General features: G+C 27.0%; 13 protein-coding genes. 1 reads left to right on the top strand and 12 read right to left on the bottom strand.

Translation table 11 applies throughout. The features are described 5' to 3' along the window. Positions 1 to 54 precede the first annotated feature (54 nt). The 4 genes from EIH23_RS15490 to EIH23_RS15475 are packed head-to-tail and all read right to left on the bottom strand — an operon-like array spanning position 55 to position 2,798. Positions 55 to 441 (bottom strand): hypothetical protein, encoded by a 387-nt coding sequence (locus EIH23_RS15490; protein ID WP_122641325.1) that lies wholly within the window; start codon positions 439 to 441, stop codon positions 55 to 57. A 19-nt stretch (positions 442 to 460) separates the two neighbouring features. Then, complete coding sequence (locus EIH23_RS15485; RefSeq protein ID WP_122641324.1) at positions 461 to 715, bottom strand: Mor transcription activator family protein; 255 nt, start codon at positions 713 to 715, stop codon at positions 461 to 463. Next, entirely contained in the window at positions 709 to 2,031 is a 1,323-nt protein-coding gene (locus EIH23_RS15480) for a replicative DNA helicase (protein WP_122641323.1), read from the bottom strand. Before EIH23_RS15480 ends, EIH23_RS15485 begins: the two co-directional genes overlap by 7 nt. Before the next feature lie 20 nt (positions 2,032 to 2,051). Continuing rightward, positions 2,052 to 2,798 (bottom strand): conserved phage C-terminal domain-containing protein, encoded by a 747-nt coding sequence (locus tag EIH23_RS15475; RefSeq protein WP_122641322.1) that lies wholly within the window; start codon positions 2,796 to 2,798, stop codon positions 2,052 to 2,054. Positions 2,799 to 3,037: 239 nt separating this feature from the next. Between EIH23_RS15475 and EIH23_RS15470 the strand changes: the two genes are divergently transcribed. Continuing rightward, positions 3,038 to 3,715: a helix-turn-helix domain-containing protein gene (locus EIH23_RS15470; protein ID WP_122641321.1), complete on the top strand. Its 678-nt coding sequence runs from the start codon at positions 3,038 to 3,040 to the stop codon at positions 3,713 to 3,715. Positions 3,716 to 3,808: 93 nt separating this feature from the next. Here the strand turns inward: EIH23_RS15470 and EIH23_RS15465 are convergent, their stop codons facing one another. The 8 genes from EIH23_RS15465 to EIH23_RS16415 form a co-directional block, all read right to left on the bottom strand. After that, positions 3,809 to 4,618, bottom strand: a complete 810-nt coding sequence (locus tag EIH23_RS15465; protein WP_122641320.1) for a type I phosphomannose isomerase catalytic subunit — start codon at positions 4,616 to 4,618, stop codon at positions 3,809 to 3,811. Positions 4,619 to 4,642: 24 nt separating this feature from the next. Continuing rightward, the gene (locus EIH23_RS15460; protein ID WP_122641319.1) at positions 4,643 to 5,713 is read right to left on the bottom strand and encodes a glycosyltransferase; all 1,071 of its coding nucleotides are present in this window, start codon (positions 5,711 to 5,713) and stop codon (positions 4,643 to 4,645) included. Continuing rightward, complete coding sequence (locus EIH23_RS15455) at positions 5,704 to 6,105, bottom strand: sugar 3,4-ketoisomerase (RefSeq protein ID WP_122641318.1); 402 nt, start codon at positions 6,103 to 6,105, stop codon at positions 5,704 to 5,706. Before EIH23_RS15455 ends, EIH23_RS15460 begins: the two co-directional genes overlap by 10 nt. Before the next feature lie 662 nt (positions 6,106 to 6,767). Continuing rightward, positions 6,768 to 8,312: a murein biosynthesis integral membrane protein MurJ gene (murJ, locus tag EIH23_RS15450; RefSeq protein ID WP_122641317.1), complete on the bottom strand. Its 1,545-nt coding sequence runs from the start codon at positions 8,310 to 8,312 to the stop codon at positions 6,768 to 6,770. Positions 8,313 to 8,364: 52 nt separating this feature from the next. Further along, complete coding sequence (locus EIH23_RS15445) at positions 8,365 to 8,787, bottom strand: acyltransferase (RefSeq protein WP_164489102.1); 423 nt, start codon at positions 8,785 to 8,787, stop codon at positions 8,365 to 8,367. A 276-nt stretch (positions 8,788 to 9,063) separates the two neighbouring features. Further along, the gene (locus tag EIH23_RS15440; protein WP_122641315.1) at positions 9,064 to 10,569 is read right to left on the bottom strand and encodes a sodium:solute symporter; all 1,506 of its coding nucleotides are present in this window, start codon (positions 10,567 to 10,569) and stop codon (positions 9,064 to 9,066) included. Between the two features lie 79 nt (positions 10,570 to 10,648). Further along, positions 10,649 to 11,344 (bottom strand): acylneuraminate cytidylyltransferase family protein, encoded by a 696-nt coding sequence (locus tag EIH23_RS15435; protein WP_122641314.1) that lies wholly within the window; start codon positions 11,342 to 11,344, stop codon positions 10,649 to 10,651. Positions 11,345 to 11,637: 293 nt separating this feature from the next. Beyond that, positions 11,638 to 11,931 (bottom strand): polysialyltransferase family glycosyltransferase (locus EIH23_RS16415; protein WP_164489101.1); only part of this gene is annotated, 294 nt, incomplete at its 5' end.

The raw sequence follows: 11,931 nt of genomic DNA, 5'->3' as shown, positions 1-11,931 counted from the left end.
ATCACTCGTTTTTTATTATAAGAACATTGAATTCTATATAGTTTAAATTTTAAATCACTTAATCTTAAACAACCTACTACTAACAACACGACAATACCTCTCATAAAGCTCAGGATCTTCCTCCCTAAGCCTCTTAGAATCAAAACTACTCCTAGAACTCTTCTTCCAAGTAACCTTCCTCTCCTTAACAAAAGCAGTCTCACTTTCCTTCATAACACCCATCAATGTATGCTCAATCTTATCCTTCTCCAACTTCAACCTAGAAATATCCGCCACAATCTCATCATACCTACAAATACTCTCATACAAATCATCATCCAAAACCTTAGTCTCACTCACAACATCACTATATAACTCCTTAACAAGCCTACCATACTCAGCACTACCAATAGGAGCTGTAATCTTAACTTCCTTAGATCTTCCCTTTAAAATCTTCTTCATAATAATCCCCCTCAAATATTTATCTACTATTTATAATTCTTCTCAAATGACCCTCACTAATTCTATAAGCCTTAGAAAAAGACTTATAATCTCCACTAAAAGTTTCCCTAAGTATCCTATCCCTAACATTTCTAGTAACACGATACTCAACAGGAATATAAATACTCATACCACCAGCATATCTAATCAACTTCCTATAAGCATCAAGACCTATAACCTCTGCCAAATCTCTAAACTGCTCTGGTATATCCTCCAACTTCAACTTATCTAACATACATATCCTCCCATATTCTCCTTTAACTCCTCAAAATAAAGTCTAGATCCATTATAAGCAAAATACTTAAACTTCTTCTCGCCGTCCCTACACTTTGCAACTATAACTTCTACTAACTTTATTCCATTTTGCTTAGCATTTAATATACTATCCTTACTTCTTCCCAATTTTCTAGCAGCCTCTTCTAAATCACCTTCACTTGGCTCATGAATATAAAGCACATTATTACTATCATGAAACAAAGCCTTTGACTCTCTCATAGGTCTCTCTCCCATTGGTCTAAAATCTTTCATCTCATCATTTAACTGACTAAGTTGAATTACACTCATATTAAAATCTAATGTAATATTTTTTAAATCTCTAGATATTCCAGCTACTTCTCTTTCTCTATTTGATAAGTTATTACTTGGAGTCATTAATTGAACATAATCTACTATTAGTAAATCTGGTTTGATTTGTCTTATACGTTTTCTGATTTGTGCTACGGTGTGGATTTTATCGTTGATAAAGATTAAATTATCTTTATTCATATGTGATAGGACTTCGACTATTAACTTCCATTCCTCGGCACCAATATTGCCTGATTTCATTTTATTAGTATTTATTCCTGTCTTTTTAGTTAAATTTCTCATAAGTATTTGTTCTTTTGACATTTCTCGGGTAATAAACAAAACTTTCTTACCTTGTTTTAAAACATTAAGCATTATTTGAAGTGCTAAAGAAGTTTTTCTTACACTAGACTTTGCAGCTATAGTAGTTAACTCTCCTTTATATATTCCACCTATCACCTCATCTAAAAACTTAATACCAAACTTTATATTAGATATATTTCCACCTTCTAATAAATCCATTATTGATTGACTTATAGAAGATATATCATCCTTATATGTATCTTCATAAAACACATTCTTAGTTTCATTTTCAAACTTAAAAATCGTTGAATCTAAATCTTCATCTGACATAATTTTATTTAAAGTTACTTGAAACTTCTCAGCCCAAGTTCTTCTTACATACTTTTCTTTTAAAGTATGTACATATGAATCTATACTATAAGTTTTACAAATAGAAGTTAAATCTACTAAATAAGATAACTCTAAATTTACTTTCTTCATCTTAAGCTTTTCTGCTACATTTACTAAATCTATACTAAGCCCATCAGATTTAAGCTCTATCATAGACTTAAATATTGCTCTTGTATATTCATTAGAAAAATAATCTTCACTTACTTCTTCTAATTTATAATCAAAACTATTATCTAATAATATACATCCTAAAAAAGACTGCTCAGTTTGAACTGAAACTAATAAACTAGACATAATATTTTCTCCCTACTATCCTAATCATAATTAAACGATGGATTCCAAGGACTATTACTATCAACTTCAGGGGTTGGTGATTTGTGCTCATTTAAATAATCTTCAAACTTTGTACCAAATAAAGTACGAGGTCTTAAAAATATATCCATACTACTATCTTTCCATTGAGCACATTTTGTATCTATAACTTTATAAAAATCTTCTACAGTGAATTTTTCCAAGAGTCTTGCATTGATGTGTGATTGAGTTTTTTGTGATGTTGGTTTAAAATTCTTATTAGCTCTTTCATTTAATCTATTAATAACAAGCCTATATATATCTTTTCTTTTTAAAACTTCTTTTTTTAATGTATCAGTAACTGTTTCATCTACTTGTTCATTTTGACTTTTATCATTAGGTCTTAATTCATTGAAATCACTTAGTTGTATTCCATTATCTACCGGTTCACTAACCGTTTCAGATACCGTTTCATTGCAATAGTCAAAAATGTACTCATATATTGATGCCTCTGTAATACTTTTGCTTTTTTTAACACATTTAATTATATTTAATGATTCAAATTCTTTTGTTAGTCTATGTACTGTACTATTACTTAAATTTAATGCTTCTGCTACCACTCTACTTGTAATCTTAAAATAACCTCTTGGTAACTCTCCTTTTAACCTTTCTATATTCTCTGCTCTTATTATTAAATGATGAAACCCTAACTTTTTTGTGTCTGATACATCAAACTTTAGTACATTCCCACTGATACAATAATATGACATTACATAATCCCCCTCTTAATTACATAATTTTTTAATTTAAATTCCCATTGCTTAATATAAATGTATACGTTTTCATTTCTAGTGTCAACTGTAATTTTAAATAAATTACATGTAAACAAGAACATTAGTTCAATTTCTTATTATCCTTTTAATTTTGATAGTTTTTGATATTAAATTATATTTTTCATACTTTTATGTGCTATACTTTTATTAAGAATTGTATACAAAGGGGCTAAATTATGAAGTTAGATGATAAATACACTCATCCAGGGGAGTTTTTAAAAGAGAATAGATTAAGTAAGAAGTTATCTCTTAGAGGTTTGTCTAGTATTGCGGGTATTAGTCATACGGAGATTTCTAAAATAGAAAATGGTGAAAGGGAGCATCCTAGTTCTTCTACTCTATTTAAAATTTGTAATGCTTTAGAATTGGATTATTATAGTATTGCTGATTTATTTGGGATTAATCCTGTTCATGTTGATAGCAATAGTGATAATAAAGCTATGAATAAGGCTAAATCTAGAGATTTGGAGTATTATGGTTTGGTTAAAATTTGTGAAGAAATTTCTAATAAGTACGGTATAGATGTTACTCCTGATAAGTTAACTCTTAAGCATAGAGTTGGTGGTAAGTGTGTTTTAGATTATGTTTATTTTGGAGATAAGGATCTTGTTATTGGAATTGATGTTAAGGTTGTTTCTAGTTCTACTCATCCTTATTTATTTAAACTTGTTAAGAGTAATTTTGCTGATTTTTATTTTAGTTTTTCAGGCCATCGTGATGTTGATGATTTGGATTATTTTGTTGTTTTTGTTTGTGAAGATGAGTTTGTTTTTAGTGAGATTCATGAGGTTTATAAAGCTGAGCTTTATAGATTTGGTCCTGTTCTTAGTAGTAGGATTTATCTTGGTGAGTGATTTTTTGCATAAAGAAAGACTAACATTTTACTTATGTTAGCCTTATCTTTTAATAAAAAATATATAAAAAAATTAATCAAATATCATCTAAATTTATACATAACTTTTTAGTAGTTCTATATCTCCATTTATAGTGTAATCAACACCTTTTGGTATATACACAGTGTCTTCTTTTACTAATTCTATAACTTGATCATCACTCACAATACTTCCATTACCACCTATAACTGTATATGAATGAAAATCATGATTAACACTATCCTTATAATTTTTATCTACACATATTTTTTCAACTGTAAAATAAGGAGTTTCTAACTTACTAAAGTTTTCTATCTTTCCACCCTTATTCTTACCTTCATAATCAATTACTTCTAGAGACTTTTCAATATGTAATTCTCTACCTCTTCCCCAGTCATACATTCTATAAGTAACATCACTACTTTGTTGAACTTCAACTAACTTAAATCCGCCCTCTATAGCATGTACTGTTCCAACTGGTATATATATCATATCTCCAACTTTTACACTTATTCTTTCTAAGTTATCTTCTATATTACCATCTTCTATAACTTTATAGAAACTCTCTTTATTATGACCTTCTTTTATACCGCATATTAAAGATGCATCTTCCTTTGCTTCTAACACATACCAGCACTCAGTCTTACCATTATCATTTTCATGTTTTTGTGAAAATTCATCATCTGGATGTACTTGTACTGATAAAGTATCATTTGCCTTAATTACCTTTATAAGTATTGGTAGCTCACTTTCTACTCTTTCTAATAAAGTTTCTTCACTATTTTCTATAGTACAATGTCCATTTTTATGGGTAGATAAACTCCAATTTTCATAACCCCATATCTTCTCACTATAGTACGGATTCAATTTTAATATTTTACTCATTTTTACTCCCTCAATTTAAGTAGTCTATTTATTATTTATTATTAAATGGACTACTTTATCTATATCATTTGTATACTCGCCAAGCTTTTTATAATCTATATTATTCCTTAACTGCTCTTTTATTTTTAAAATATCTATAGTCCCTAATGTATCTTCTTTCATAGATATTCCAAGTTTTCTTTTCTTTATATTATCTATACTAAAGCTATCTTCTCTAGCACTATCTCTTTCTATAAGCACCATAGGAGTATGACCTATAAGACATTCACCTATAGTTCCCCATCCAGCCTTAGTTATTACTAAACTACTTGCAGCTATATAGTTTTGCGTATCTTTTACATCAAGTGGTAGTCTTATAATATCTGCTCCTTCAGTATTATTTATATCTATACCTGAAGTGGTGAAAATAGTTCCATTAAAGTTTTCTATATTTATACTCTTTAAATTTGCTGATTTACCACAAGTTATAAATATACTCTCACCATATTTTGACTGTATATCTGCAACTTTAGATTTATTAATCTTCCTACATATAAATCCTACGTCTTCTATGTCCTTACAAACTACACTATCTATTGGTAAACATAAATCGTATTTTATTAATTTATTTACATAGGAATAAGCACCTCTAAAAAATGAGATGATATTTTTATCTATATTTAAATATTCATATTGTTCTACCCATGTAAAATTACTTATTAATATTGTTTCTAATTCTAATATTTTTCCTACTAAACATCCTATTGGGCTTATATCTGTTATTATTGACTTTACTTTTAAATTCTTTAATGTCTTAATTTCATCTAATACAACTTCATCCCACGTTTTTATGAAATTCATTAGTTCTTCTTCTAATTTATCTTTATCTACTTCAAGACTATCGTTTTTATTTACCAACCCTACATCAGTTTTTATATCTCTGTATATTATTCTTTCTTTATACTTTTCTAGATAACTTCTTGCAAAACCATTTTGAGGTTTATCACATGCTATGTATATTTTATAATCTGTGACACTTAATATATTTTCTATTATTGATAAGCATCTAGTCATATGACCAAATCCATGTGATGATATATAAAAAGCTATATACATTTTACTTCCTCCAAAAACTTTTTATAATCTCTTATATAGTCACTTTCATCATAACTATTAGATGATATTATAAGTACAACACAATCGTCAGAGTGATTATATGTAGTCCTCCATACTTTAGGATCTATGTATATTCCTTGTGATGGATTATCTAGCTTATATACAGATTCTTTAATTCCATCAAAGCACCTTACTTCAACACTTCCACTAACACATATTAAAACTTGTTTTGTTTTAAAATATGCATGATTACCTCTAGATTCATTATTTGGTACCTTATATGTATAAAACACTCTTTTTATTTCAAATAGTATATTAAAATCTTCTTCTAAAGGTACTAATATCCCATTATTTTCTTTTTTATTTAAATTAAACTTATAACTACTTTTCATGTATTCTCCTTAGCTAAACTTAATACTTTTCTATTTTACTTTATTAATAAAGCAAATTTTGTCATATCTTGTAGCTATGAGTAATTTTTTACTTGTTTTTTGTATTTTCTTTTAATTGATTTTATTTTTTATATGATTTAGAAAAAAGGCATAAAGAAAGGCTAACATTCCGCTCCTGTTAGTCTTAACTTTACAATAAAAATTTATATAAAATTCGCTTTGCTCATATCACCAACGACTCTTTCCGTTGCTAAAAAAAGAATTGATAAATAAAAATAAAATTAAGAATTATATTTTAATCTTTAACAAGAATAATAAATTTAATACATGTATTTTATGTTTTTAATTTATAAATACCTTATATGTGAATTAATCTATTGTTATAATTAAAACTATATATCAAGTAAACTATTTTTTTTAAATAATCCCTTATAAATATTTTAATTTAAAGTAATTGTATTAAAGTTCTAAATTATCTATACTATTTATTTTATTATTCATGAAATATACTATATATAATTCAATGGTATATATTTTAGATAAAATGAAATACTTAATATGATATTTCTATTCTAATTCAGTTTTTATCTTTGAGTAAAATAGAAAAAAGACTAACACTTACTTCATATTAGTCTCTTCCTATGCAATAATATTTAACAATATCATGCAACTTTATTTAACTTATTCTTCATTATATTGGTTACGATATTAACTTCATCAACTTTTAAAACTATAACTAATACTCCATATGTAATAACTCCAATCCCTACAGATACAGCTAATGATATAGCTTCATTTAAAAATCCTATACCTAATATATTACTTATCATACTATATGTAAAATAAGTTATAAGCCCCATAATAGCTGATGATATAATAGACTTAACCGTAGTTTTTATTATCTTATCCTGTCCGAAATATCCAATCTTCTTCTTAAGGCTTCCAAATAATAAAAATATACATACTATAGCCGATATACTCGTAGCAAGAGCTAATCCTGCTAATTGCAAATAATTAACTAATATTATATTAAGTACTATATTCATCCCCATAGCAATCATACCATTTACCATAGGTGTTTTAGTATCCTGCAATGCATAAAATACTTTCCCTAATATATCTCTAAGTCCAAATGCTACCATACCGATTGAATACATTATAAGAGCTATAGATGTCATACTTGTTGCTCTAGAATCAAATTCTCCTCTTTCAAATAATAACTTTACAATAGGAGTAGCCAAAACCATAGCACCAACTGATATAGGTATAACTAATAGTATTACACTGTTAATACTTTGTACCATAGAACTTACAAACTTTTCATTATCATTTTCACTTGATAATTTTGATAACATTGGATATATAACAGCAGCAACAGATGTTATAAATAATGCCATTACAAATCCATTTAATTTATTTGCATAGTTAAGTGCAGATATACTTCCTTCTACTAGCGTAGATGCTAGTGTTCTATCTACCATAGTATTTATCTGATTAACTGCAACTCCTATTAACACAGGGAGTATTAGCCAAGACATCTTTTTTATATATTTATCTTTTATATTTACATATAGTTGATATTTATATCCACTTTTTATTGCGAATGGCAATTGAAATATAAATTCTATTGCTATACCAATTAATGTTCCCCATATCATTATATATGGATTATACTTAACGCTAAGTATTATAGCAGTTATTATTATTATATTTTTAGGTACACTTATAAGCCCTGGAATAGTAAAGTTATTCTTAATATGAAGATAAGCAGTCATAACATAACTTAATCCTGTAAATACTATTCCTATTATAGTTATTCTTGTAAAATTAATTGCCACATTAAGAGTTTCCCCTTCAAATCCCATAGCAAATATTTTTACTAATGGCTCTGTAAATATAAAACCTAGTATAGCTAGAAAAATACATACAGCTATTACTATGTTAAATACATTGTTGGTAAAACTTAATGCTTTCCTATCCCCTAAATCATTTTTCACTTCAAAATACATTGGTATAATAACTGTTCCTAATGTGGTTCCTATGACAGCAAATATAACTATCGGTATATTCATAGCTGTAATATACGCATCACTATACATAGATGCACCATATGTTGAAGCTAAAACTAATTCTCTTCCAAACCCAAGCACTTTAGCTATTATAGTAGCTATCATAAGTCCTATAGTTGATTTTGCTATATTACTCATTTTTATGTCTCCTAATATAAATTACTGTTAATTTATTTTTAATATTACTTTTTTACATAACCCAACGAATATTATACTTTTTAATTAATATAGGGTTACCTCCTAATATAACATTCTCTTGTTTTGCATAATTTCTATTTATAACTGAATTCGCGGCTATTACTGTATTGTTATCAATTTCAGAACCTTTAAGTATAGTGCATCTACATCCAATCCAAATATTATCTCCTATTATAATCTCTCTATCATTATTTACTTTTCTTTCAGAGTCTATATCTAATATACTATGTCTATCTGTATCTATAAATATGTTATCCCAAGATATTAAATTATTATTACCAAACTTAATTTTTTCTCTAGACCAAATTTGGCTATTTGCATTTATTACAAAATTATCACTAAATATTATTTTTCCTTTTTTTCGATCTATACAAATCTTACTACCACTTCCTATTGACGCTGATCCTTTAAACACAATAGTTCCATTAACGCTCCAAACTGTTCTTTGTTTTTATAGTCAAATATCCCGGGAGTTGAAAATCCTATTTTTATCATTCCGGTTTTAATATTACCATCTAATACAACTTTACCCTTAATTGTTTCTAGGAAAACTCTATGTGATACTGATACAGGTAATTTTATAGCTTTTTTAGTGGTAATTGCTTAAAATTAAAATATATAGTTTTTGGTATAGATAATATATAATCAATTATTTTATAAAGCTTTTTCATATTTTTATATCCTTTATATACTAAGCTATATCTGAATCATAAACAGACAGTTTATTTATTTTTTCATTATTATTTTGTTTTATTTTATTATGTACTAAACTTACTATATATCCAACTACACAAGATGTTACTATCGTAACTATAGAGTAACACCATGATGTAACTTCTGGATGATTATACTTTAAATTTATTACAATAAATGCTGATGCTATGAATCCTGAATAAGCTCCTATACTAGTTGCGTTTTTTACAAATACTCCTAGTACAAATATACCTGCTAATACCCCTAATACTAACCCCATAAAGCTGTTAAACCATTCATATGCTGATTTTATTTCACTATTAGCCATAACTATTGATACAGTTATTGTAACTATACCTACTCCAAGAGATATATATTTTGCAATTTTAGTCTGTTTTTCCAATGGCATATCTTTATTTATTGAACTTCGTATATCTAATGTCCAGCTTGTTGCAACTGAGTTGAGACCTGTTGATAAAGTTGATTGTGCTGCTGCATAAATAGCCGCTAATACAAGTCCTGATAATCCAACTGGTAGTTGATTAACTATATATGTTCCAAAAATTTGATCTTGTTGTGCATTTTGTAATAACTCTGGATTTTGGTTGTAGAATACAAATAATGCAGAACCTACTAAATATAGTACTGTAGCTGTTCCTATTGATAATACTCCATTTCCATATGTCATTTTCTTTAATTGTTTAATATCTGTTGTTGTTGTAAATCTTTGAACTACATCTTGACTCGATATATATGAAGAAAAAGTATTTATGCCTGATCCAACTAAAATTATAAATACACTACTATTTAATATATTAGGATCAAATAAAACTTCTGATTCTGATATAAATTTACCATTTTGTAAAGTTTTAAATACTTCACCTATTCCACCATCTATTGAAAATGCTAAGAATATTAGGGTAAATACTACTCCTGATATTAACACTACTCCTTGTATAAAATCTGTCCATAATACAGACTTTAATCCTCCACTATAAGAGTAAATTATTGCTATTATACCCATTACTATTATTAAAGCATTTACACTAATACCTATAAGGCTTGATAATACGATTGAAGGTAAATACATTATAATAGACATTCTACCTATTTGGTAAACTATAAACATTAAAGCTCCTAATATTCTAAGACCTTTATCATTGTATCTAACTTCTAAGTAATGATATGCTGTATCTATTCCTAACCTACTATATATAGGTAGGAAAAATTTTATTGTTAATGGAACTGCTATAAATATTCCTAATTGTGCAAACCATAATAACCAAGTCCCATTAAAAGAATTTCCTGCAATTGATAAGAAAGATATAGGGCTTAATAATGTTGCAAATATAGATACTGATGTTACCCACCATGGTATCGTCCCATCACCTTTAAAATATTCTTTTCCTTTTAAATTTTTTTTAGAAAATGCCATTCCCGCAAATAGTACTAATCCTAAATATGCAACTAATACTATCATATCAATAGTTGTAAATTTACTCATTTTTCTCTCCTATTCCAGAAGCCTAAAAAAGTACATAGGCTTTAATTATATAATATTTTTTTAAAAAAATCAACCATTCCTATCTATTTTTTAGCAAAATTTCTGCTATATGTACATCAAGCATTTCATCTATATCTACATCATAATTCTCATCCATTATATAGGTTAATTTATTATCATTTAAACTTGTTTCTAAATTTAAATTTTCATTTATTTTATTTATATATATAGCACCATTTACTTTATAAAACTCTGGGAAGTCTTGTCTTCTCACTGTACTTGATACATTTAATAAGTTTTTACAGTAACCATCTTCATCAATAGTCCTCATTAAAACTGGATGTTCTTTTACTTTTGAAATACTAACTAATGCTTCTTCATCTTTTTCTAATATAAGTTCTATAGCTTCATCTATATGGAATGCTTCCCTCATTGGTTGTGTTGGCTGTAATAAAACCATATAGTCATACTCTTCACCTAATTTTTTAACTTCATCTATGCAATGCATAACTGTATCTATTGTTTTTGATTTATCGGATGCCAAGTAACTTGGTCTAATAAATGGAACTTCTGCTCCATATTTTTTTGATACTGAAGCTATTTTCTGTCCATCAGTTGTCACTACTACTTTATCTATATACTTAGATTTAAGAGCAGCTTCTATGGAGTATGCTATTAATGGTTTACCATTTATACTGATAATATTTTTATCTTTAATTCCTTTACTTCCTGCTCTAGCTGGTATTATAGCTAGAAATTTCTTGTTGTATTTCATACTAATTCTCCCTTTTTTAAATTAAGTATAAGAAGTATAGCTATAAACTTCTTATACTTAAAGATTTAATCCATTTTTAACTTCTTTCTAAAAAGATTAATTACTATAAATGTTTTATTAACCTTTAATAAAATAATCATTAAACTATAATATATATCATCTCTATTAATTAGAAGTCCTAAAGTTACTACTTTACATATAATTTATTATTCTTAGGTCATATTTTCTTTATTAATTTATATAATTTTGATTTTATAATTCTTATATAAAGTGTACTTTTCTCTTATTTATTTTTACATAATACTAAAATCCTCTATTATCCCCTGTTCCCTTAATTTTTTAAATATTGATATTCTTGTATTTATTTTCACATTATATTTACATTCTAGTAAATTCGCATATGTTTTTATTTTTATATCATTTCTAATATAATGTGCATTTATTAATGTAGTCGAAGTATCGGATATAATTTCACTTATATTTTCATTAAATACTAATTCATCAGATGTTAGGTTTGAATCATTTATAATATATATATATTTATCATAGTTACTAAGTAACTTTTTTATATCTTTAGAATATTTTTC

The sequence above is a fragment of the Romboutsia sp. Marseille-P6047 genome (assembly GCF_900604535.1).
Taxonomy (GTDB): domain Bacteria; phylum Bacillota; class Clostridia; order Peptostreptococcales; family Peptostreptococcaceae; genus Romboutsia_E.
This window is presented reverse-complemented; position numbering and strand designations above follow the sequence as displayed.

Coding starts and splice junctions, on each gene's coding strand:
- EIH23_RS15470 (WP_122641321.1), top strand. CDS start 3,038: ATGAAGTTAGATGATAAATACACTCATCCAGGGGAGTTTTTAAAAGAG.
- EIH23_RS15455 (WP_122641318.1), bottom strand. CDS start 6,105: ATGAAAAGTAGTTATAAGTTTAATTTAAATAAAAAAGAAAATAATGGG.
- EIH23_RS15480 (WP_122641323.1), bottom strand. CDS start 2,031: ATGTCTAGTTTATTAGTTTCAGTTCAAACTGAGCAGTCTTTTTTAGGA.
- EIH23_RS15460 (WP_122641319.1), bottom strand. CDS start 5,713: ATGTATATAGCTTTTTATATATCATCACATGGATTTGGTCATATGACT.
- EIH23_RS15475 (WP_122641322.1), bottom strand. CDS start 2,798: ATGTCATATTATTGTATCAGTGGGAATGTACTAAAGTTTGATGTATCA.
- EIH23_RS15465 (WP_122641320.1), bottom strand. CDS start 4,618: ATGAGTAAAATATTAAAATTGAATCCGTACTATAGTGAGAAGATATGG.
- EIH23_RS15485 (WP_122641324.1), bottom strand. CDS start 715: ATGTTAGATAAGTTGAAGTTGGAGGATATACCAGAGCAGTTTAGAGAT.
- EIH23_RS15440 (WP_122641315.1), bottom strand. CDS start 10,569: ATGAGTAAATTTACAACTATTGATATGATAGTATTAGTTGCATATTTA.
- EIH23_RS15435 (WP_122641314.1), bottom strand. CDS start 11,344: ATGAAATACAACAAGAAATTTCTAGCTATAATACCAGCTAGAGCAGGA.
- EIH23_RS15490 (WP_122641325.1), bottom strand. CDS start 441: ATGAAGAAGATTTTAAAGGGAAGATCTAAGGAAGTTAAGATTACAGCT.
- murJ (WP_122641317.1), bottom strand. CDS start 8,312: ATGAGTAATATAGCAAAATCAACTATAGGACTTATGATAGCTACTATA.